Source organism: Bradyrhizobium embrapense (assembly GCF_001189235.2).
GTDB classification, from domain to species: Bacteria; Pseudomonadota; Alphaproteobacteria; order Rhizobiales; family Xanthobacteraceae; genus Bradyrhizobium; species Bradyrhizobium embrapense.
In genome coordinates this window covers 885,383-906,015 of sequence record NZ_LFIP02000002.1, presented here as the reverse complement: position 1 = coordinate 906,015, position 20,633 = coordinate 885,383, and the positions used below count along the sequence as shown (strand labels likewise).

The 20,633-nt window shown below is 64.9% G+C and carries 21 protein-coding genes; 13 read left to right on the top strand and 8 right to left on the bottom strand.

Annotated elements, in window-relative coordinates:
- The 4 genes from AKN83_RS11705 to AKN83_RS11690 all read right to left on the bottom strand — a co-directional run bounded on the left by AKN83_RS11705 (position 1) and on the right by AKN83_RS11690 (position 3,608).
- Positions 1-411 carry a thioesterase family protein gene (locus tag AKN83_RS11705; protein ID WP_050402741.1) on the bottom strand — a complete coding sequence of 137 codons (411 nt, stop codon included), beginning with the start codon at positions 409-411 and terminating at the stop codon, positions 1-3.
- Positions 412-557: 146 nt separating this feature from the next.
- Positions 558-761: a tautomerase family protein gene (locus AKN83_RS11700; RefSeq protein WP_044538952.1), complete on the bottom strand. Its 204-nt coding sequence runs from the start codon at positions 759-761 to the stop codon at positions 558-560.
- A 115-nt stretch (positions 762-876) separates the two neighbouring features.
- Positions 877-2,391, bottom strand: coding sequence for a histidine--tRNA ligase (gene hisS, locus AKN83_RS11695; protein ID WP_050402742.1), 1,515 nt, complete (start codon positions 2,389-2,391; stop codon positions 877-879).
- Between the two features lie 137 nt (positions 2,392-2,528).
- Positions 2,529-3,608 (bottom strand): branched-chain amino acid aminotransferase, encoded by a 1,080-nt coding sequence (locus AKN83_RS11690; RefSeq protein ID WP_050402743.1) that lies wholly within the window; start codon positions 3,606-3,608, stop codon positions 2,529-2,531.
- A 330-nt stretch (positions 3,609-3,938) separates the two neighbouring features.
- Here AKN83_RS11690 and AKN83_RS11685 point away from each other — a divergent pair, with 330 nt between their 5' ends.
- The 3 genes from AKN83_RS11685 to AKN83_RS11675 are packed head-to-tail and all read left to right on the top strand — an operon-like array spanning position 3,939 to position 6,607.
- Positions 3,939-4,487 carry a MarR family winged helix-turn-helix transcriptional regulator gene (locus tag AKN83_RS11685; protein ID WP_050402744.1) on the top strand — a complete coding sequence of 183 codons (549 nt, stop codon included), beginning with the start codon at positions 3,939-3,941 and terminating at the stop codon, positions 4,485-4,487.
- A gap of 23 nt (positions 4,488-4,510) precedes the next feature.
- A complete protein-coding gene (locus AKN83_RS11680; RefSeq protein ID WP_430641538.1) occupies positions 4,511-5,212 on the top strand; it encodes a response regulator in 702 nt (233 codons plus the stop codon).
- A gap of 9 nt (positions 5,213-5,221) precedes the next feature.
- A complete protein-coding gene (locus AKN83_RS11675) occupies positions 5,222-6,607 on the top strand; it encodes an ATP-binding protein (RefSeq protein ID WP_050402746.1) in 1,386 nt (461 codons plus the stop codon).
- Here the strand turns inward: AKN83_RS11675 and AKN83_RS11670 are convergent, their stop codons facing one another.
- The 3 genes from AKN83_RS11670 to AKN83_RS11660 all read right to left on the bottom strand — a co-directional run bounded on the left by AKN83_RS11670 (position 6,608) and on the right by AKN83_RS11660 (position 10,335).
- Positions 6,608-8,881: a TonB-dependent siderophore receptor gene (locus AKN83_RS11670; RefSeq protein ID WP_244521958.1), complete on the bottom strand. Its 2,274-nt coding sequence runs from the start codon at positions 8,879-8,881 to the stop codon at positions 6,608-6,610.
- A 580-nt stretch (positions 8,882-9,461) separates the two neighbouring features.
- Entirely contained in the window at positions 9,462-9,992 is a 531-nt protein-coding gene (locus AKN83_RS11665; protein ID WP_050402748.1) for a DUF3617 domain-containing protein, read from the bottom strand.
- A gap of 43 nt (positions 9,993-10,035) precedes the next feature.
- Positions 10,036-10,335, bottom strand: coding sequence for a hypothetical protein (locus AKN83_RS11660; RefSeq protein WP_050402749.1), 300 nt, complete (start codon positions 10,333-10,335; stop codon positions 10,036-10,038).
- Positions 10,336-10,501: 166 nt separating this feature from the next.
- Here AKN83_RS11660 and AKN83_RS11655 point away from each other — a divergent pair, with 166 nt between their 5' ends.
- The 4 genes from AKN83_RS11655 to AKN83_RS11640 all read left to right on the top strand — a co-directional run bounded on the left by AKN83_RS11655 (position 10,502) and on the right by AKN83_RS11640 (position 13,270).
- Positions 10,502-10,978 carry a hypothetical protein gene (locus tag AKN83_RS11655; protein ID WP_050402750.1) on the top strand — a complete coding sequence of 159 codons (477 nt, stop codon included), beginning with the start codon at positions 10,502-10,504 and terminating at the stop codon, positions 10,976-10,978.
- A 113-nt stretch (positions 10,979-11,091) separates the two neighbouring features.
- Positions 11,092-11,778 (top strand): ribonuclease T2 family protein, encoded by a 687-nt coding sequence (locus tag AKN83_RS11650; RefSeq protein WP_050402751.1) that lies wholly within the window; start codon positions 11,092-11,094, stop codon positions 11,776-11,778.
- Between the two features lie 158 nt (positions 11,779-11,936).
- Positions 11,937-12,797 carry a 23S rRNA (adenine(2030)-N(6))-methyltransferase RlmJ gene (locus tag AKN83_RS11645; protein ID WP_050402752.1) on the top strand — a complete coding sequence of 287 codons (861 nt, stop codon included), beginning with the start codon at positions 11,937-11,939 and terminating at the stop codon, positions 12,795-12,797.
- A gap of 260 nt (positions 12,798-13,057) precedes the next feature.
- Positions 13,058-13,270, top strand: coding sequence for a cold-shock protein (locus AKN83_RS11640; RefSeq protein WP_016844477.1), 213 nt, complete (start codon positions 13,058-13,060; stop codon positions 13,268-13,270).
- Between the two features lie 275 nt (positions 13,271-13,545).
- Here the strand turns inward: AKN83_RS11640 and AKN83_RS11635 are convergent, their stop codons facing one another.
- Positions 13,546-14,169 carry an outer membrane protein gene (locus AKN83_RS11635; protein WP_050402753.1) on the bottom strand — a complete coding sequence of 208 codons (624 nt, stop codon included), beginning with the start codon at positions 14,167-14,169 and terminating at the stop codon, positions 13,546-13,548.
- Between the two features lie 268 nt (positions 14,170-14,437).
- On the opposite strand from AKN83_RS11635, the gene uvrC reads away from it, so the two are divergent.
- From uvrC to AKN83_RS11605, 6 genes are all read left to right on the top strand, one after another.
- Positions 14,438-16,534 (top strand): excinuclease ABC subunit UvrC, encoded by a 2,097-nt coding sequence (uvrC, locus tag AKN83_RS11630; protein WP_050402754.1) that lies wholly within the window; start codon positions 14,438-14,440, stop codon positions 16,532-16,534.
- 192 nt (positions 16,535-16,726) lie between these two features.
- Positions 16,727-17,341, top strand: coding sequence for a CDP-diacylglycerol--glycerol-3-phosphate 3-phosphatidyltransferase (pgsA, locus tag AKN83_RS11625; protein ID WP_050402755.1), 615 nt, complete (start codon positions 16,727-16,729; stop codon positions 17,339-17,341).
- Complete coding sequence (gene moaD / locus AKN83_RS11620; RefSeq protein ID WP_050402756.1) at positions 17,338-17,589, top strand: molybdopterin converting factor subunit 1; 252 nt, start codon at positions 17,338-17,340, stop codon at positions 17,587-17,589. Before pgsA ends, moaD begins: the two co-directional genes overlap by 4 nt.
- 8 nt (positions 17,590-17,597) lie before the next feature.
- A complete protein-coding gene (locus AKN83_RS11615; RefSeq protein WP_050402757.1) occupies positions 17,598-18,065 on the top strand; it encodes a molybdenum cofactor biosynthesis protein MoaE in 468 nt (155 codons plus the stop codon).
- The gene (prmB, locus tag AKN83_RS11610; protein WP_050402758.1) at positions 18,065-19,036 is read left to right on the top strand and encodes a 50S ribosomal protein L3 N(5)-glutamine methyltransferase; all 972 of its coding nucleotides are present in this window, start codon (positions 18,065-18,067) and stop codon (positions 19,034-19,036) included. The genes AKN83_RS11615 and prmB overlap by 1 nt, the downstream gene beginning before the upstream one ends.
- 177 nt (positions 19,037-19,213) lie before the next feature.
- Positions 19,214-20,626 (top strand): EAL domain-containing protein, encoded by a 1,413-nt coding sequence (locus tag AKN83_RS11605; protein WP_050402759.1) that lies wholly within the window; start codon positions 19,214-19,216, stop codon positions 20,624-20,626.
- Positions 20,627-20,633: the final 7 nt, after the last annotated feature.

Genomic DNA, 20,633 nt, shown 5'->3' with positions numbered 1-20,633 from the left:
TTACTGCGCCTGGCCCGACATCCCGGCAAGTCGCTTGTTGAAACTCTCGACATTGATCAGGCCACGCGCATGGCGGCCTTCGCCGAGCTTGCGCGTGCCCTCAAACGCCTCGACCGCGAAGCGGATCACGCGGCGCTCGACCGCGATCACCGTTGCGGTGGTCCGCACCGTGGCGCCGACGAGCGCGGCGGCGAGATGGCGGATATCGACCTCGGTCCCCACCGTGACCCAGCCGGGCTGCAGCGCGGCCCGAATGGCATCGCCCGCGGCCATCTCCATCTCGAGGATCATCATCGGCGTCGCATAGACCATCGGCATGCCGGGCACGAAATGCCCGACCGTGCGCTCCGGCGGCACCACCAGCATGCGCTCGGCGCTCATGCCGATCTTGATGAAGTCGCGTGCGTCCATGTGACTGCGCTCGAGATCTGCCAATGCATTTAGTAGCGCCGTCATTCCGGGGCGCGCGTAGCGCGAGCCCGGAATCCATACTCCCGCTCGTGGTTATGGATTCCGGGCCTGCGCCAGGAGGCGCATCCCGGAATGACGAAAGCAGTTTATTTCTTAGCCGCGGCGGCACGCTCGACGAAGGTCTTGCCGCCCTTCATCTTGTGATGCAGCGGCGCTTCGTTGATCTGGATCACGACGGCGTCGGCATCGACGCCGAGGTTCTTCACCAGCGCCTGGGTGATGTCGCGCATCATGCCGGCCTTCTGCTCGTCGGTGCGGCCGGCGGCCATGCTCACGGTGATCTCGGGCATCGGAATATCTCCCTGGTTGTTGTTGAAGCGCAAACCACGCCGTCTGCCGGTTCTTGCTGGCGCGTCATCTTTTTGAAGATGGCTGCGCGGGTCAAGCCCGCGCACGACAAACCAGCTATCCCCAGCTCACGTCGTGCCGCGCGAGGACCTCGCGGACCTTGGCGACCAGATCGGCTTCCGCGCAGGAGAACTGGGCGGGGCGCGTTTCGCGCCATTCCTGGTTGGAGGCGATCGCGGCCGCCGCCTTGGCGCCCTCGATCAGGTCCTTGATCTGCACCTCGCCGCGCGCCTTCTCGTCCGAGCCCTGGATGATGACGCAAGGCGAACTGCGGCGATCGGCATATTTGAGCTGGTTGCCCATGTTCTTCGGATTGCCGAGATAGAGTTCGGCGCGGATGCCGGCCTGGCGCAGCTCTGCGACCATCTTCTGGTAGTCGGCGACACGGTCGCGGTCGAACACGGTGACGACGACAGGACCGAACGTGGCCTGCGTGTCGAGCTGGCCGAGCATCGTCAGCGCAGCCTGCAGCCGCGACACGCCGATCGAGAAGCCGGTCGCCGGCGCCGGCTCACCGCGGAAGCGCGAGACGAGGCCGTCGTAGCGGCCGCCGCCGCCGACCGAGCCGAACCGAACCGGGCGGCCCTTCTCGTCCTTGGTGTCGAGCAGCAACTCAACCTCGTAGACCGGGCCGGTGTAATATTCGAGGCCGCGCACGACGGTGGGGTCGATGCGGATGCGATCCGCGCCGTAGCCGGACGCGGCGACCAGCTTGGCGATCTCCTCCAGCTCGCTCACGCCGGCCTGACCGACTTCGCTCTTCGCGAGATAGGTCTCGGCCGCAGCAATCGCCTCCCGCCAATCCGCGCGCTGCTGCGTGACGGCGAGCACGATATCGGCATCCGCCGGGCTCAGCTCGGCGCCCTTGGTAAAGTCGCCCTTGCCTTCCTCGCCGCCATCCCATCGCCCGGGACCGAGCAGCTTGCGGACCTCGTCGGCGGGAAACTTGTCGAGCTTGTCGATCGCGCGCAGCACCGTGAGCCTGCGGCCTGCATTGTCATCGCCGCCGAGACCGATCGCCTCGAGCACGCCGTCGAGCACCTTGCGGTTGTTTACCTTCACGACATAGGATCCGCGCGGAATCCCGAGCGCTTCCATCGTGTCGGCCGCCATCATGCAGATCTCGGCGTCGGCCGCCGGCGTCGCCGAGCCGACCGTGTCGGCATCGAACTGCATGAACTGGCGGAAGCGGCCGGGACCGGGCTTCTCGTTGCGGAAGACGTAGCCGAAACGATACGACCGATAGGGTTTCGGCAGCGCGTCGAAGTTTTCCGCGACATAGCGCGCCAGCGGCGCGGTCAGGTCGTAGCGCAGCGAGATCCACTGCTCGTCATCGTCCTGGAACGAGAACACGCCTTCGTTGGGACGGTCCTGGTCGGGCAGGAATTTGCCGAGCGCGTCGGTATATTCCATCGCCGGCGTCTCCACCGGCTCGAAGCCGTAGAGCTCGTAGACGGCGCGGATCTTCTCGACCATCGCCCGCGTGGCATTGATCGCGGCCGGGCCGCGATCTTCCAGCCCGCGCGGCAGGCGCGCCTTCAGCTTCTGGGGTTTTTTGGGTTTCTCGGCCATGTCATGCGCTGCAAGGTTTGTAGGCTGTGACAGCTTACAAAGGTGACGCCGAGTTACCAGTCAACGCCGCGGGCGGCAAGCGGCCCGGCCCCTCTCCCCGCAAGAGCGGGGCGAGGGAGCGAAAGAGGGTGCCGACCTTACGCCACGTTCCTGATCCAGTTATGCGGGTCGTTGGTGCGACCGTACTGGATGTCGACCAGCTTCTTGCGCAGGCCCATTGCGACCGGCCCGGCCACGCCGCCGCTGATCTGGAAGTCGCCGCTCGCCGAGCACACCTTGCCGATCGGCGAGATGACGGCCGCGGTGCCGCAGGCGAAGGCCTCTTTCAGCTTGCCGCTGGCGGCATCGGCGCGCCACTGCTGGATCGTGTAGGGCTCCTCGCGCACGCGGGTGCCTGCATCCTTGGCAAGCGCGATGATCGAGTCGCGGGTGATGCCGGGCAGGATGGTACCGAGCGGCGGCGTCAGCAGCGAGCCGTCGTCGAAGGCGAAGAAGATGTTCATGCCGCCGAGCTCTTCGATGTAGCGGCGCTCGACCGCGTCGAGGAACACGACCTGATCGCAGCCGCGCTCGATCGCTTCCGCCTGCGCGCGCAGGCTTGCGGCGTAGTTGCCGCCGCACTTGACGGCGCCGGTGCCGCCGATCGCGGCGCGCGTGTAATTCTCCGACACCCAGATCGAGACCGGCGCGGGACCGCCCTTGAAGTAGGAGCCGACCGGCGATGCGATGACCGAGAAGATGTATTCCGCCGACGGCTTGACGCCGAGGAAGACCTCGCTCGCGATCATGAACGGCCGCAGATAGAGGCTGCCCTCGCCACCCGGGATCCAGGCGCGGTCGATCCGCACCAGCTGCTCGACCGCCTCGATGAACAAATCCTCGGGAAGCGGCGCCATCGCCATGCGCTCGGCCGAATCATGGAAGCGGCGGGCATTGGCGTCGGGACGAAACAGGTTCACGCCGCCATCGTCGCGCCGGTAGGCCTTGAGACCTTCGAAAATCTCCTGGGCGTAGTGCAGCACCGCGCCTGCCGGATCGAGCGGGAAATTCGCGCGGGCCTCGACGCGGGCGCTGTGCCAGCCCTTGCCCTGGCTGTAGCGGACGATCGCCATGTGGTCGGTGAAGACGCGGCCGAAGCCCGGGTCCACGAGCTTCGCCGCGCGATCCTTGTCGGACGTCGGATTCGGCGAAGGATGGATGTCGAATTTCAAAGTCATTTTTCTTGCTTTCCGCTGTCGGAACCGGCGCCATACCGGGCGACGGCCTGTTTCCCCCGGAGCCATCAGGCTCGGCTGGTCCGAACTTCACCACCGCCGGCAAGGCGGCCGGTTTCCATCGCCAACATGCCGGTTAGACATGCTTTTGCGGAGTGCTGAAGTCCAGTATGTTTGCCGAAATGCCGCTCGACAATCGCACGGTAGTCCAATTTGCGGCCCAAACCGCCATACAGGCTCTTTCAGGCCGCCTCAAACGCTGTCGGGGACGAAACGATCTAATGTTTCGTCGCGACCGGCAGTTTTGTAACATTGAACCCAAGATACGTCAATATGACTGACATAAATTTCTCAGGCATGGCTGCCAAGCCCGATTCGCAGGGAGATGACCACGCTCCTGTGGCGGGCGGCCGCGACCTGCGCTGGGACATCATCGAGCTCTTGTTCTTCGCCTACCGCGACTTTGTCGGCGACGCCGACCAGGAATTGGAGGCGTTCGGTTTCGGCCGCGCCCACCACCGCGTCATCCACTTCGTCACCCGCTATCCCGGCCTCAAGGTCGCCGACCTGCTCGACGTCCTGCGCATCACCAAGCAATCGCTCGGACGCGTGCTCAAGCAGCTGCTGGATGAAGGCTACATCGTGCAGAAGACCGGCAACAACGACCGCCGGCAGCGCCTGCTCTACGCGACGCCGAAGGGCGAGGCGCTGGTCGCCAAGCTCGCAGGGTTGCAGACCGACCGCATCAATCGCGCCGTCGCCGGCATCGATCCGGCCGGCGTCGAGACGGTTCGCCAATTCCTCCGCGCGATGATCGACCGCGACGAACCCGACAAGGTGCTCGAAGCGATCTTCGGCGGCGGCAGAAAAACAAGGGAGTGAACCTGGTGCAGGCTGCAACCCTGATGCGCACGCCGGTCGAGCCGGCCGACGATGCGCCGCATCTTCTGCTGGTCGACGACGACCGGCGCATTCGCGACCTGTTGTCGCGCTTTCTCTCCGGCGAGGGTTATCGCGTCACCACCGCCATGAGCGCCACCGACGCGCGCGCCAAGCTGCTCGGGCTGCATTTCGACCTGCTCATCCTCGACGTGATGATGCCCGGCGAAAACGGCTTCGACCTCGCCCGCTTCATCCGCACCTCCTCGACGGTGCCGATCATCATGCTGACCGCCCGCCACGAGGCGGAAGCCCGCATCGAGGGCCTGCAGATCGGCGCCGACGACTATGTCGCCAAGCCGTTCGAGCCGCGCGAGCTGGTGCTGCGGATCGGCAATATCCTCAAGCGCACCGCGCCGCCGCAAGTCAGCGTCGTCGAGCAGATCGCGTTCGGCCCCTATATCTTCCACATCGAGCGCAGCGAGCTGCGCCAGGGCGAGGAGATCATCCATCTCACCGACCGCGAGCGCGAGATGCTGCGCATCCTCGCCAGCGCCCCCGGCGAGACCGTGCCGCGCGGCGAATTGACCTCTGGCGGCACCGTCAATGAGCGTGCGGTCGACGTCCAGATCAACCGCCTGCGCCGCAAGATCGAGCACGATCCCGCCAATCCGCTGTTCCTGCAGGCGGTCCGCGGCATCGGCTATCGCCTGGTCGCCTCGCCGTAAGATCCAGCCATGAGCACGCTCGATACCGGCCTGACCCTGATCAAGAACGCTTCGCAGCGCGTCTCGAAGGCCAATGGCTGGATGGGCAATGCGTTCAAGAGCTGGATGCCGACCGGCCTCTATGCCCGCGCGCTGCTGATCATGATCGTGCCGATGGTGATCCTGCAGACCGTGGTTGCGTTCGTGTTCATGGAGCGGCACTGGAACACGGTGACGCGCCGCCTGTCGGCCGCGGTGGTCTCCGACATCGCCGCGCTGATCGACGTCTACAAGATCTATCCGCAGGACAAGGACCGCGCGCAGCTGCGCGGCATCGCCCAGAAGCTGCAGCTGGTGGTCGACTTCCTCCCCGCCGGCGACATGCCGCCGCCGGGGCCGAAGCCGTTCTTCTCGCTGCTCGACCAGACCCTCTCGGTGCAGCTCGGCCGCCAGATCAGCCGCCCGTTCTGGATCGACACCGTCGGCAAGTCCAATCTGGTCGAGATTCGTGTCCAGCTCGACGATTCCGTGATGCGGATCTTCGCCCAGCGCAGCGCCGCCTACGCCTCCAATTCGGAGATCTTCATCTTCTGGATGGTCGGCACCTCGTCGATCCTCTTGATCGTCGCCGTGCTGTTCCTGCGCAACCAGATCAAGCCGATCCTGCGGCTCGCCGACGCCGCCGAAAGCTTCGGCAAGGGAAGAGAGGCGCCGAACTTCCGGCCGCGCGGCGCGCGCGAGGTGCGGCGCGCGGCGCAGGCCTTCATCGAGATGAAGGCGCGCGTCGAGCGTTCGATCGAGCAGCGCACCGCGATGCTCGCCGGCGTCTCGCACGATCTGCGCACCATCCTGACCCGCTTCAAGCTCGAACTCGCCCTGATCGGCGAAGGCCCCGAGATCGACGCAATGCGCAAGGACGTCGACGAGATGTCGATGATGCTGGAGGACTACCTCGCCTTCGCGCGCGGCGATTCCGGCGAGGTCGCGCAGCCGACCGACATGGCGATGGCGCTGGAGGAATTGCGCAGCGACGCCGAACGTCACGGCCACACCGCAACCGTCGCGTTCCACGGCCTGCCCGTGGTCACGGTGAAACCGGCCTCGTTCAAGCGCTGCCTCGCCAACCTCGTTTCCAACGCGGCGCGCCACGCCAACACGATCTCGATTACCGGCCAGCGCGACCATCGCTATCTCAACATCACCGTCGACGACGACGGGCCCGGCATTCCCGCCGCCATGCGCGAGGAAGTGTTCAAGCCCTTCCTGCGGCTCGACGATGCGCGCAACCAGGACGAGGGCGGCAGCGGCCTCGGACTTGCGATCGCCCGCGACATCGCCCGCTCGCACGGCGGCGACATCACGCTCGGCGAAAGCCCGATGGGCGGCCTGCGCGCCGCGGTGCGGATTCCAGTGTAGCTACCAGCGGTAAGACAGGGTGCCGATCACCTGACGCCGTTCGCCGGCGTAGCAGTAGCCGGACTGGCAGGTCTGGTAGCGCGTGTCGAACAGATTGGTAGCGTTCAAGCGCGCGGTGACGCCGAGCAAGCGTCTGTCGAGCTTGCCGAGATCGTAGTCGATCACGGCATCGAACAACGTTCTCGCTGCATTCTGGAACGTGTTCTGGTCGTTGCCGAAGTTGGCCCCGATGTAACGGACACCGAGACCAAGCCCGAGCCCTTCGACCGGGACGCCGGACTGGAAGGTGTATTTGCCGAAGGCGGCGAAGGAATTCCTCGGAATGCCGGAGAGCTCGTTGCCGGTGGTGTCGGGATTGCCCCGCGTGATCACGACGTTGAGGTGGGTGTAGGCCGCGGTGAGGTCAAACCCCTGCTCGAGCGCGAGCTTCGCCTCGAGCTCGACGCCCTTCGATTCGACCTGCCCCGTTGCGGCCTGGAACGCCATGTTGCTGGGATCGGTACGCAGCACATTGTCCTGCGTGATGTCGAACACCGCGGCGGTCAGCAGCACCGGAAGCTGCGGCATCTGGTACTTGATGCCGATTTCCTTCTGCTCGCCGGTGGTCGGCCTGAACGGCGATCCCGATGCGTCGACGCCGACCTGCGGGGCGAATGAAGTGGCGTAGCTGATATAGGGCGCAATGCCGCTGTCGAACACGTAACTGAGGCCCGCGCGGCCCGTGAAGGCAGTCGCCTTCTGCGTTGACGGCACGCCATCGAGACCCGCGGTCGTCGTCTGCGAGACCCAGCTCTGGCGGCCATTGAGCGTCAGAATGAAGCCGCCGAGCCTGGCCTGCTCCTGCGCATAGACCCCGACCTCGTCGGTCGACTGCTTGTTGAAGATCGAGAATGCCGGTGTCGCGATCGCCTGGGCACCGTAATTCATCGTCAGGAGGTTGAGATCGGGAGCCGCCCCGTAGCCGATCTTGTCGTTGTAGTTGGAGTGCCCGTAATCGACGCCGAACAACACCGTGTTCTTGATCGCGCCGAGCGTGAACTTGGCCTCGGCCTGATTGTCGAGCGTCACCGTATTGAAGCTATCCAGGATCCGCCATGCGGAGCGCGACGCGAGATTGGTGCTGCTGTCGATAGAGTCGATCTGGGTGTATTTCGCGTCGGTGTCGACTTGGTAGAAGCGGAAGTTCTGCCGCACCGTCCAGACGTCGTCGACATTGCGCTCGAACGCGTAACCGATACGATACTGCTTCTGATCCATGGCGCTGAAGGCCGGATCGTTCGAGTAGATGTTTGTCAATTGTCCGTCGGGCATGCGGAAGTTGCCGATGCTCGCGGCGGTCCGGCTCTTTTGATATTCGCTGAGGATGGTGAAGGACGTATCGACGTCCGGCCGCCAGGTCAGCGCAGGCGCGATATAGGCGCGATCGTCGTCGTTGCCGGGATACCAGGTCTTGGCGTCACGGAGCAGACCCGTCAGGCGGTAATACAGCTGGTCGCTGCCGGGCACCGGACCACCGATGTCGAAGCTGCCCTGGTAACGATCATAATTGCCGGCCTGCAGCTGCACCTCGCCGAACGGTGTCAACGGCGGCCGCTTGGTGGTGACATCAACGATGCCGCCCGGAGAGCCGAGACCATAGAGGCCCGAGGCTGGGCCACGGAGGATCGACACGCTGTCGAGGCCATAAGGTTCGATCTTGGGAATGGCGAAATTGCCGCCGCCCTGGCGCAGGCCGTCGCGATAAATCCCGGTATAGGTCGCATCGAAGCCGCGGATGTAGAAACTGTCGAACCGGGGGTCATAGCCGAACGCCGAGGTCGTGACGCCGGGCGTGTAATTGACGGCGTCCTTGAGCGTCTGAACGTTGCGATCCCTGAGCTCCTTCTGCGTGACGACCGACAGCGACTGCGGCGTCTCGATCAACGCCGTGTTGGTCTTGGTGCCGGCCGGGCTGCCGGTCGCAACGTAACCGGTCGTCGTCCCGATCGTGCCGGCGGCGCCTTGCGAGCGCGGCGCCTGGGTCTGGGCCGGCGCCGCGGCAGCACGGCGCCGGCTCGCCACCGTGGTGCGCGAAGATCTCGCGCTCCGGCTTGCAGCGGCGGCACTCCGCTTCCTTGCAGCGTCGGGTTCATCCACCGTCACCGCGGGAAGCACGCTGACGTTGCTCTGCGGAGAACTGGTTTGCGCTTGCGCGCTGGCGAGGTCGGCACCCATCGGCACCAGCATGACCGAACCGAGAAGCGCTGCATTGATCGCAGCCGTTGATGCAAGCAAGCTGCGCTTGCTCCGCGACGAAGCCATTCCCACCAAGCAATCCCCACACTTCCGCAAGGCCGATCTTGATCGAGCCGCGTCTTCCTCATTGAGCGGACATCGATTGGGGCGGACTTCTATCGGCGGGCTGCGCGGAATTCCACACGCGCAAAATAGAATCCATTGAAGCGCGCGATGCACGACACTGGAACGATTCAAGATGCGCAACACTGGAGTGATTCAAAAAGACATGTTGTCGCAGCTAGCTTGCCGCGCGAGGAATGCGATGCGTGCACTCGGTCTCTCAGAGAGTGTTGAGCGCGAGGCAAGCAGCGATCATTCAACGATGTCGATGTCGTGCAGCAATGCTGTCGTGCATTGCGCACGACGGCGCCCAACACCTGATGCCTTGCTTGGGAGTCGATTGAAGGCGAGGGCCGGCCAGCATCGCAGCAGAGCTGCGAGCCCGGCGTAGCCTTCTTGGCGCAGCCGGCGCGGGACATCGCCGTCTTTGCCCTGATCACGGCAGAAACGCAAATGGCCGGGACAAGCCCGGCCATGACGAAGCGAACATCGCTTTCAGTTAGTTGAGCGCCGCGCGCTACTTCTGTTTAGGCAGGAGGCCCTTCAGCTTTTCCATGTCCTTGACGTTCATCTTCATGCCGCCCGGCATGATGATGTCACCCGGCTTCTGGTCGCCCTTGCAGGCGCCGAGCCATTTCGCCTCGATGGTCATCGTGGTGTCGCGTGAGCCGGCCGCGCCGCCTTGCGCGTGCGAGGTGCTCTTGACGGTGTAGGCGGAATTGAAATCGCCGACGATCTCGGCATGGCTCTGCATCGACATGCCGGCGACGCTGCACACGCTGTCGCTGACATAGCCGGTCGCGGTCTTCTGGATGTCTTGCTTGGAGCAGACTTCCTTGGCCATCGGCGAGGCCGCCGCGCTCATCTCCTTGTCGGTGGTCTCGTCAGTGCAGTGCTGCATGGTGATTTCCGGCATCGGCCCGCCGGTGCGCACCATTTTCATCTCCCACAGACCGGCCTTGCGGATCGGCAGGTCGACGGCGCTCGCGGCACCGGTGGACAGGACAACGCAAACAGCAGAACCAAGCAAGGCAAGCTGTCGGGTCATGCGGTGAGCTCCCGGCTGAACGTTTGGAGGATCTGGAGCGCGCTCAGTACAGCGTGCGCACCGGCCTCTCGGCCGAACCATAGGGCACCCAGCGGCAGGCGAAGGAGATGTAGCCGCCCGGGTAGCGCTGCACCCCAAGGAACTTGACCACCTTGCCGTAGGAGGCGCAGTGGTCGACGGCGAGCTGCCGCGCGTCGGTCTGGGCCGCCAGCGTATAGGCGATAATACCGCCGGTATCATTGCCCTTGAACGGCGGCACCGGCTGCATCCAGTCGGCTTGCGCCGGACCAACGGCCAGCATCCCGCTAACGGCAACCAGGCACGCGGCCAATTTCCTTCGCATCGCAGACTCCATTTCGCTTGCGACCAACATAGAGTGCGCCGGCGAGCATGAAAAGAACGAGCGGGCTACCGGCGGTGGACTTCTCGGCAGGTGTTGCCGCGCTGCACTTGACCTTGCCGGGGCTTCACGGCACCGTCCGCGGCATCGGATCATCGGGTGGATTCCCATGCGCAACCTGTTCAACTCCCCCAATAAACTCAGCCATACGCTCGGCCTCGGCGCCGCGCTCGTGGTCGGCCTTCTGGCGTTCGGGGGTACGGCTCAGGCCGCCAATCCGTTCGAGCTGAATTTCTGGCTGTCCGGCCCGCGCTATGACGGCAATGTGGCCCCGTGCGAGAGGGCACTGCCGGTTATCAGCTCGCAATTCCACGAAAAGGAAGCCACCTTCTGGAATTCGCCGCTCGTGATCACCGGCTACAACCGGATTCACGAAACCGCGTTCCGTCCCTGGCAGTCGGATAACATTCCGCGCCGCTATTGCTCGGGCGATGCGATGCTGAGCGACGGCAAGGTCCGCAAGGTGCACTATTCGATCATCGAGGACGGCGGCTTTGCCGGCCTCAGCCAGGGCGTCGAGTGGTGCGTCGCTGGGCTCGACCGCAACTGGGCCTATAACCCGTCCTGCAAGGCCGCCCGGCCCTGATCCCCGACCAGTTCGGTCAAAACGGAAGCCGCCGCCATCCAGTCGGCGGCTTTTGTTCTTGAAATGTTCCGATGGCCTGCTAGGTTCTGGACGGTCGTGTGAGGGAGCGTTTGATGCCTCGGTTGGACACAATTTCCCGATTTCTGATTTCAGTTGCCTTTGCCCTGTGCGGTGCGACGGGGGCCTCGGCCCAGGATCGCCGGCAGAATGCGCCGGGCGAGTTCGATTTCTATGTGCTGTCGCTGTCATGGTCGCCCTCGTTCTGCGAGGCGGCGAGCGAGCGCGGCAACAACGGCCGCGGCACGCAGGCACAGTGCGGCGGGCGGCCCTATTCCTTCGTGGTGCACGGGCTGTGGCCGCAATATGAGCGGGGCTTTCCGGAATACTGCCAACGGCCCTCGCCCCGCCTCGCCCGCAACATCATGACCTCGATGCTCGACCTGATGCCGGCGCCCGGGCTGATCTACAACGAGTGGGACAAGCACGGCACCTGCTCCGGCCTCGGCGAGCGCGCCTATTTCGAAGCCATCCGCAAGGCTCGCGCCGCAGTGAAGATCCCCGAGGAATTCCTGCAATTGACGGAGCCGAAGACGATCGCGCCCGACGACCTGGAGACGGCGTTCATCAAGGCCAATCCGGGGCTCAGCAACTCGGCGATCTCGGTGACTTGCGACAGCAAGCGACTCAGCGAGGTGCGGATTTGCCTCAGCAAGGATCTGCAATTCCGCTCCTGCGAGGAAATCGATCGCCGCGCCTGCCGCCGCGATCAGGTGCTGATGCCGCCGGTTCGCGGCGGCTGACGTCTCGTCCACGTCATGGCCGGGCGGACGCGCGTCGTCGCGCTTGTGTCCCGGCCATCGACGCCATCACGAAACCAGCGAAACAAGGCATGATGCCCGGGACAGGCCGGGCATGACGCAGTACAACATGCGCACCCTCTGGAGCGCAGCGTCATCGCATGAACTATCGCCACGCCTTTCACGCCGGCAGCTTTGCCGACGTCATCAAGCACATCGTGCTGGTGCGCATGCTCACCTACCTGCAGGAAAAGCAGGCGCCGTTCCGCGTCATCGACACTCATGCCGGCGCCGGCCTTTATGATTTGACGTCGAGCGAAGCGCAGCGCGGCGGCGAATGGCTGACCGGCATCGCGCGGCTGATGCAGGCGCGACCCACCGACAAGGCGCTGCCGCTGATCGCGCCCTATCTCGACATCGTCAGAGCATTCAATCCGAGAGGCGAGCTGAAAGCCTATCCCGGCTCGCCGTTGATCGCGCGGGCGCTGCTGCGTCCGCAAGACCGTCTGACGGCCTGCGAGATCGAGCCCGTGGCGCGCAAGCAATTGATCGATGCATTGCGACGCGATGCGCAGGCGCGCGTCGTCGATCTCGATGGCTGGATGGCGTTGCCCGCATTCGTGCCGCCGAACGAGCGGCGCGGCCTGGTGCTGATCGATCCGCCATTCGAAGCGAAGGACGAGTTCGAGCGACTGGCCAGTGCCTTCACGGCGGCGTTCGCGAAGTGGCCGACCGGCGCGTACCTTTTGTGGTACCCCGTAAAATCCCGGAGAGCTTCCGACGAGCTCGCACGCAGCGTGGCTGCAGCAACGGCGACTCGCCGCCCCGCGGGTAAATGCTTGCGCTTGGAATTCAGTGTGGCGCCGCAAGAAGCGGATTCCGGCCTCGTTTCCACGGGCCTTTTGATAGTGAATCCGCCGTGGACGCTGGCGGGCGAGCTGAAGATCATCCTGCCCGAACTCGAGCGACCGCTTGGTCAAGGCGGCGCCGGACGCTTCAGACTCGAAACGCCTAAACCTTGATCGGTAGCCCCCACCGAAAAGTTCTATTTGAGCATAGGCAACGCGCGCGGAACCGTATTATGCTCATCCTGTTACGACTGGCTTTACGTTCCGCTTCCGCGAATGGTTGCGGCGGAGTGACAAGGCCGAAATAAAATCCAGACAGACCGGCGGCGTGACGCCGGCCTGTTCAGGTGGCCAAGCTTCCGACAAGCGAATGTCGGTCAACCGCTACGCGGCGTGCGCGTAGCGGTGGAGCAATACGGGGGAGGAGTTTCCCGATGGCCATGACTGGGACAGTCAAGTTCTTCAACGGAGAGCGTGGCTATGGCTTCATCAAGCCTGACGATGGCGGCCGCGATGTGTTCGTTCACATCACGGCTGTCGAGCGTGCAGGGTTGAAGGACCTGACTGAAGGACAGCGCATTACGTTCGAGGTTGAACCCGACAAGAAGGGCAAGGGCCCGAAGGCGGTCAACCTGGTGGTTTCATGATGAGCGCGCGCGGTGCGTGGCTCGTGATGAACGGCGAATGAAGCGTTGCGTGTGAGTTGACTGCACGGCGCGTGGCTCGCGCTCGCTGCACGACCAGCTGCATGATGCGGACGCGATTGACGGTGCCCGCATATCAGATGCGTGCGGCCGTCCGGCTGGTTTCGCGGACGCCGCGGCGTTCATGCAGCAGCGCGCGATGTCGACGTGATCAGCACAAAGAAAAACCCGGCCGCGCGAGACGCGGCCGGGAGTTGATGTCTGACGTTTTCTTGTTCTCAGAAGTGATAGTTGATGCCGGCGCGCACCAGGCTGAAGCTGTAGCCGTTCGACGCGCCGCCGGTGATCGTGAAGTTGCTGTTGGCGAGATCGACGTAGAGATATTCGATCTTGGCGCTCCAGTTCGGGGCAAAGCCCATTTCGGCGCCGGCGCCGACCGTGAAGCCCGCGTTGGTGTGCGACTCCGTGATGCCGAAGGTCTCGCCGCGCAGTTCGCCGAAGGCGAGACCGCCAGTCGCGTAGAACAGCACGTTGTTGACCGCATAGCCGGCGCGGCCGCGCACCGTGCCGAACCACGGGTTGGAGAACTTCCACGGCGCGAATCGGTCGTCGGCCGTGGTGCCCTGGATATCGGCCTCGATGCCGAACACCCATGGAGAGCCGTTCTGGAAATTGTAGCCGGCCTGCACGCCGCCGACGAAGCCGGACGGCTTGGTCGGGTTGTTCTCGACCGAGCCCCAGCCATAGCCGACGTTGCCGCCGAGATAGGGACCGGCCCAGCTATAGGCATTGAGCGGCTGATAGACGGTATAGGGCGAGCCATAGTTGAGATCGGCCGCCGCCGCCGAGGTCGTCCAGCCTGCGACGAACAGTGCCAGCGCACGCGCAACAAACCGGGTCATAGCTACTCTCCACCACGCAACTGCCGCAGCCCGCTGGTCCCCAAGGCCCGGCGTGGTTACGGAACTCCACTTTTTTCGCTAAGGTTTATCGAGAGTTTTAAGTTAAAGGGTTGTTAAGCCCGGTTACCGGCCCGCTCATCAGTCTTAATAATGTGTTACCGCCTCGCCCCGGCGGCCTTGCCTGGCCGATAACCTGCTGCAATCGAGTTGTTTTTTCCTACGCCGCCAGCGCTGGCGACCGGTCGCCCAAGCGCTTAATTTACGGCCCATGGTTCACGATTCTCCCGAGCGCCCGACGCCGGCCCCCGAGGCTGATTCCAAGGCAGCCCTCAAGCCACGGCGCGGTTCAAAGTCCGACCTGCCGCAGGACGACCTGACGCTCGATACGAGCGACGTCGATCCCGAGAGCTCCGCCACCGAGGAGGACGACGAGGCGCGTCTGCCTGAGGCATCGGAGGACGCCTCCGAGCCGGTTGCCGAGGGGACGCTCTCGATCGGGCATGAGGCGATCGAGAACGCGGTTCGCCTCGCCCCGACCTCGCCGGGCGTCTATCGCATGCTCAACGCCGCCAACGACGTGCTCTATGTCGGCAAGGCGAAGAACGTCAAAAAGCGGCTCTCGTCCTATGCGCGGGCCAACGCACCGCTGCCGGCGCGCATCCTGCGCATGATCGCGGCGACCACGCATGTCGAGATCGTCTCGACCATGACCGAAACCGAGGCGCTGCTGCTCGAAGCCAATCTGATCAAGCAGCTCCGGCCGCGCTTCAACGTGCAGCTGCGCGACGACAAATCGTTTCCCTATATTCTGATCACCGGCGATCACTGGGCGCCGCAGATCCTCAAGCATCGCGGCGCGCAGTCCCGGCCCGGACGTTATTTCGGCCCATTCGCCAACGCCGGCGCCGTCAACCGCACCATCACGGCGCTGCAGCGCGCGTTCCTGATCCGCTCCTGCACCGATGGCTTCTTCGAAAGCCGCACCCGGCCCTGCCTGCTCTATCAGATCAAGCGCTGCGCCGGCCCCTGCACGCGCGAGATCGATTTTCCCGGCTATAGCGAGCTGGTGCGCGAGGCGACCGAATTCCTCTCCGGCCGCAGCCACGCCGTGAAGGAATTGCTCGCGGCCGAGATGGAGAAAGCGTCCGGCGAGCTCGAGTTCGAGACCGCGGCGCTGTACCGCGACCGCCTCGCGGCACTGTCGGCGATCCAGTCGCAGCAGGGCATCAACCCGCGCACCGTCGAAGAGGCCGACGTGTTCGCGATCCACCAGGAAGGCGGCTATTCCTGCGTCGAGGTGTTCTTCTTTCGCACCGGCCAGAACTGGGGCAACCGCGCCTATTTCCCGCGCGCGGAAAAGACCTTCACGCCCGAGGAGGTGCTGTCCTCGTTCCTCGCGCAATTCTACGACGACAAGCCGCCGCCGAAGCTGATCCTGCTGTCGCACGAGATCGAGGAAAGCGCGTTGCTCGCCGACGCGCTGTCGGTGAAGGCCGGATTTAAGGTCGAGGTCTCCGTGCCCAAGCGCGGCGAGAAGAAGGAGCTGATCGGCCACGCGCTCACCAATGCGCGCGAGGCCCTCGGCCGCAAGCTCGCCGATACCGCAACCCAAAGCCGGCTGCTGGAGGGCATGGTCACGACGCTCGGCCTGCCGCATACGCCGAAGCGCATCGAGGTCTACGACAACAGCCACATCCAGGGCACCAACGCAGTCGGCGCGATGATCGTGGCGGGACCCGACGGGTTCATGAAGAACCAGTACCGAAAGTTCAACATCAAGTCCGAAGGGCTGACGCCCGGCGACGATTACGGGATGATGCGCGAGGTGCTGGAGCGCCGTTTCAAGCGGCTGCTGAAGCCGCCGGAGGGCGAGGCTGCCAAGGCGAAGACCGACGACGAGTCGTTCCCGCAATGGCCAGATCTCGTCATCATCGACGGCGGCCGCGGCCAGCTCAACGCGGTCCGGGAGATTTTCACAAATCTCGGACTGACCCAGGTCTCGCTGATGGCGGTGGCCAAGGGACCGGAGCGCGATGCGGGGCGGGAAACCCTGTTCATGCCGGACCGCGAAGCCATCAAGCTGGAGCCGCGCGACCCGGTGCTGTATTTCATCCAGCGGCTGCGCGACGAGGCGCACCGCTTCGTGATCGGCTCGCACCGCAAGCTGCGCAAGAAGGACATCCGCGAGGCCGGCCTGCAGGAAATCCCGGGCATCGGCCCGTCGCGCAAACGCGCCTTGCTGCACCACTTCGGAACGCTCAAGGAGATCGAGCGGGCCTCGATCGCCGACCTCGGCAAGGTTCCCGGCGTCAGCGCCGAGAGTGCCCGCAAGATTTTCGAGTTTTTCCACGCCCAGCCGGGTTAAACCAAAGGCTATTCATCAGGGCGTCGCCTGCGACAGGGCATCTAGGGCATGATGCAGCAAAGCGTCCCGCAATGTTACGAAAAGATCATGCATAAACAACGAGCTAAGACGCCATGACGATTCCGCGTAATCTCGCCGCGCTTTGGCGCCCGCACGGTTGACCTTCTCGCTTCAGCGGTATTGGTAGAACGGATGAACATCGCGACGACCCGGGGACAGACCAAGACCTTGTCCCTCCCGAATATCCTGACCTACGCCCGGATCGCCGCGATCCCGGTGGTGATCGGCTGCGTCTACTGGCAGTCGATCCTGGACGGCCCGCTATGGCTGCGCTGGGTGGCGCTGGCCGTGTTCATTGCGGCGGGGATCACCGACTATCTCGATGGCTATTACGCCCGGATGTGGGACCAGCAGTCCGCTTTCGGCCGGATGCTCGATCCGATCGCCGACAAGCTGCTGGTAGCCTCCTGCCTCCTGATGCTGGCCGCCGACAACTCGATCCATGGCTGGACGCTGTGGGCGGCGATCGTGATCCTGTGCCGCGAGATCCTGGTCTCGGGCCTGCGCGAATATCTCGCGGGGCTGCGGGTCAGCGTACCCGTCACCAAGCTGGCGAAGTGGAAGACCACGATCCAGCTGGTGGCGATCGGCTTTTTGATCGCCGGCGAAGCCGGCGAGCAGGTGTTCCCGGCGACCACCCTGATCGGCATCGTGCTGCTCTGGATGTCGGCGATCTTCACGATCTACACCGGCTGGGATTACTTCCGCGCCGGCATCCATCACCTCATCAAGGAGGATGAGGGATGAAGCTGAAATATTTCGCCTGGGTGCGCGAGCGCATCGGCAAGGCCGAAGAGACCGTCGAACCGCCGGCCGAGGTGCGCACCGTCGGCGAATTGATCGGCTGGCTTGCCGCGCGCGACGACGGCTACGCCCATGCGTTCGAGAAGCCAACCGTGATCCGCGCCGCGATCGACCACGCCCATGTCAAACCGGACGCTGCAATCTCCGGCGCCCGCGAGATCGCGTTCTTCCCGCCGATGACCGGCGGCTAGATCTTCATATGGCCACCGCAGCGACCATCCGGATCCAGGAAGCCGACTTCGACGTCGCGCAGGAGATCGCGGCCTTGAGCAAGGGCCGCACCGATATCGGCGCGGTGGTCAGCTTCGGCGGCATCTGCCGCGGCAGCGAACAGGGCGAGCCGATCGCGGCGCTGACGCTCGAACATTACCCTGGCATGGCGGAAGCCGAGATTGGACGCCATGCCGACGAGGCGCTGGCGCGCTGGCCGTTGCAGGGCCTCACCATCATCCACCGCTTCGGCCGCATCGCGCCGGGCGAGAACATCGTGCTGGTCGTGACCGCCTCGGCGCACCGGCAGGCCGCGTTCGAGGCAGCCGAGTTCCTGATGGACTATCTGAAGACCAACGCCCCGTTCTGGAAGCGCGAGGAGAGCGCGCGCGGCACCAGCTGGATCGAGGCGCAGGGCCATGACGACGCGGCCGCCGCGCGCTGGACCAAATCCTGATGGCCAAGCGCAGCAAAGTGCCGGCCACGCGCAGCCCCGCCACGCCGAAAGCTCCCAGGAACGCACTCAAGGTCGGCGCCGGGGAGCTTCACACTCTGTTCGATTTCCTGCGTTATGCGGTCAGCCGCTTCAACGCCGCCAAGCTGGTGTTCGCGCACGGCACCACCGATCCGGTGGCCGAGGCCGCGTTCCTGATCTCAGAGACGCTGCATCTGCATCCCGATCAGTTCGAGAGCTTCGCGAACGCGCGCGTCACGATTGCCGAAGGCAAGCAGATCCTCGACCTGATCGAGCGGCGGATCGCGACGCGAAAGCCGGCCGCCTATCTCGTCAACAGGGTCTATATGCGCGGCCTGCCGTTCTATGTCGACGAACGCACCATCGTGCCGCGCTCCTTCATCGGCGAATTGCTGGATTCGCATTTCGGCGGCGACGAGGACGGCACCTCGCTGATCGGCGATCCCGCTGACGTCGAAAGCGTGCTCGACCTCTGCACCGGCTCCGGCTGCCTTGCGATCCTGGCCGCGCTGCATTTTGCCAATGCCTCGGTCGACGCGGTGGATATTTCCAAGGATGCACTGGAGGTCGCCGCGCGCAACGTCGCCGACCACGGCCTCGACGATCGCCTGACGCTCCATCGCGGCGACCTGTTCAAGCCATTGGACAACAAGCGCTACGATCTCATCATCTCGAACCCGCCCTATGTCGATGCCGAGGGCATGGCCGCGCTGCCGCGCGAGTGCCGCGCCGAGCCGAAGATCGCATTCGACGGCGGCACTGATGGGCTCGACATCGTCCGCCGCCTGCTCGACGAGGCCAAGCAGCATCTGACCACGCAGGGCGGGCTGCTCTGCGAGATCGGCCGCGGCCGCGACAATCTCGAGGCCGCCTATCCCAACCTGCCGCTGCTCTGGCTCGACACCGAGGACTCCGAGGGCGAGGTGTTCTGGATCGCCGCCGCCGACCTCTGACCGGCGCGCCGCGGCCGGCTCCCGTCTATTACGGAGCCCGACTTCGAGGTCGGCCAAGGCGAAGCGAAAATCGTGTGCAGTTCCAGCCGGTTCGGAAGATCGCTGCCCCGTCGAATCAACAATGGTGCTAAGCTTGCCCCCCGGGGACGTTCGGAGAGAGGGCGCTAAGCGCGCGACATGATTCGCATTTCGACGATCTTCATCGCCATCTGCATGGTGCTGGTCGCAGCCTCGCTGGGCTTCGTGCTGTATTCGGTAGCGGGCATCAGCGGATCGGAATCGGCGATCGTGGCGCTCACCGCCCTCACCTGCCTGATCCTCTACAACGCGGTCTCGATGCGGCTGCGCGACCGCAGCGACGTCGGCGGCCAGATCGCCGACCTGTCGCGCGGCACCGCCGACCTCGCCCGCCAGGTCGCCGAATTCGGCCGCCGGCTGGCCGCGGTCGAAGGCCGCGTCGCCTCGGCGAACTCCACCGGTGCCGACCGGATCCAGGGCATGGCCGGCGAGATCAACGAGCTTGGCGGCCTGGTGCGGCAGCTTGCAGCGTCCGTCGCCCATCATGAGGATTTGCTGGCGGCAGCTCCGGTGGCACAGCCGGTCGCCGCGCCGCGCGACGATCTGCTGCAACCGGTCCCGCCGGCCCCGACCGTCGTGTTTGCCGCCCCGCCGCCGCCGACACCTCCGGCGGCGATCTCGCGCAACCAGACCCAGCTCATCGGCGCGATCAGGCACGCCATCGACGAAAACCGCCTCGACATCTACCTGCAGCCGATGGTGACGCTGCCGCAGCGCAAGGTGCGCTACTACGAGGCGGTGACGCGGCTGCGCGACGAGCGCGACCAGGTGCTTGCCGCCGACGATTTCATCGAGGCGGCCGAAGTCGGCGGCCTGATCGGCCGCATCGACCACATGGTGATGCTCCGCTGCGTCCAGGTGCTGCGCCGCCTGATGATCCGCAGCAAGGATGTCGGCGTGTTCTGCAACGTCTCGGCGGCGACTCTGGCGAGCCCGCAGCACTTCACCCAGTGTCTCGACTTCCTCGAAGCCAACCGCGCGCTGGCGCCCTCCTTCGTGCTCGAGTTCAAGCAGGCGACCTTCCGCAATCTCGGCCCGGTCGAAAGCGAGAATCTCGCGGCACTGTCGCAGCGCGGCTACCGGTTCTCGATCGACCACGTCAGCGACCTTCGGCTCGAGCCGCGCGAGCTCGCCGATCGCGGCGTCCGCTTCATCAAGGTGCCGGCCGCGCTGCTGCTCGACTCCAGCCAAAGCGCGACATCGGATATCGATCCCTCCGATCTGTCCGACCTGCTCGGCCGCTTCGGCATCGACCTGATCGCCGAACGGATCGAGGGCGAGCGCTCGGTGGTCGACCTGCTCGACTACGATGTCCGGTTCGGCCAGGGCTTCCTGTTCGCCCCGCCGCGGCCGTTGCGGCCGGAAGGGGCATCTGCTACCGCCGAGGCTCCGCAGACCAAGCCCCAGGATCTCAATGGCGCCGGCACTTCCTCACCCGTCTCCAGCCCCGCAGCGCCACCGCGCGCAACCGGCAGCGCCGCGCTGGCGCGCCGCGCGCTCGGGCCGAATTAACCGGCGG

Coding starts and splice junctions, on each gene's coding strand:
- AKN83_RS11660 (WP_050402749.1), bottom strand. CDS start 10,335: ATGCGAAGGAAATTGGCCGCGTGCCTGGTTGCCGTTAGCGGGATGCTG.
- AKN83_RS11690 (WP_050402743.1), bottom strand. CDS start 3,608: ATGACTTTGAAATTCGACATCCATCCTTCGCCGAATCCGACGTCCGAC.
- uvrC (WP_050402754.1), top strand. CDS start 14,438: ATGGTTCACGATTCTCCCGAGCGCCCGACGCCGGCCCCCGAGGCTGAT.
- AKN83_RS11665 (WP_050402748.1), bottom strand. CDS start 9,992: ATGACCCGACAGCTTGCCTTGCTTGGTTCTGCTGTTTGCGTTGTCCTG.
- AKN83_RS11655 (WP_050402750.1), top strand. CDS start 10,502: ATGCGCAACCTGTTCAACTCCCCCAATAAACTCAGCCATACGCTCGGC.
- AKN83_RS11615 (WP_050402757.1), top strand. CDS start 17,598: ATGGCCACCGCAGCGACCATCCGGATCCAGGAAGCCGACTTCGACGTC.
- AKN83_RS11605 (WP_050402759.1), top strand. CDS start 19,214: ATGATTCGCATTTCGACGATCTTCATCGCCATCTGCATGGTGCTGGTC.
- AKN83_RS11640 (WP_016844477.1), top strand. CDS start 13,058: ATGGCCATGACTGGGACAGTCAAGTTCTTCAACGGAGAGCGTGGCTAT.
- AKN83_RS11635 (WP_050402753.1), bottom strand. CDS start 14,169: ATGACCCGGTTTGTTGCGCGTGCGCTGGCACTGTTCGTCGCAGGCTGG.
- moaD (WP_050402756.1), top strand. CDS start 17,338: ATGAAGCTGAAATATTTCGCCTGGGTGCGCGAGCGCATCGGCAAGGCC.
- AKN83_RS11650 (WP_050402751.1), top strand. CDS start 11,092: ATGCCTCGGTTGGACACAATTTCCCGATTTCTGATTTCAGTTGCCTTT.
- hisS (WP_050402742.1), bottom strand. CDS start 2,391: ATGGCCGAGAAACCCAAAAAACCCCAGAAGCTGAAGGCGCGCCTGCCG.
- AKN83_RS11685 (WP_050402744.1), top strand. CDS start 3,939: ATGACTGACATAAATTTCTCAGGCATGGCTGCCAAGCCCGATTCGCAG.
- pgsA (WP_050402755.1), top strand. CDS start 16,727: ATGAACATCGCGACGACCCGGGGACAGACCAAGACCTTGTCCCTCCCG.
- AKN83_RS11700 (WP_044538952.1), bottom strand. CDS start 761: ATGCCCGAGATCACCGTGAGCATGGCCGCCGGCCGCACCGACGAGCAG.
- prmB (WP_050402758.1), top strand. CDS start 18,065: ATGGCCAAGCGCAGCAAAGTGCCGGCCACGCGCAGCCCCGCCACGCCG.
- AKN83_RS11645 (WP_050402752.1), top strand. CDS start 11,937: ATGAACTATCGCCACGCCTTTCACGCCGGCAGCTTTGCCGACGTCATC.
- AKN83_RS11705 (WP_050402741.1), bottom strand. CDS start 411: ATGGACGCACGCGACTTCATCAAGATCGGCATGAGCGCCGAGCGCATG.
- AKN83_RS11680 (WP_430641538.1), top strand. CDS start 4,511: ATGCGCACGCCGGTCGAGCCGGCCGACGATGCGCCGCATCTTCTGCTG.
- AKN83_RS11675 (WP_050402746.1), top strand. CDS start 5,222: ATGAGCACGCTCGATACCGGCCTGACCCTGATCAAGAACGCTTCGCAG.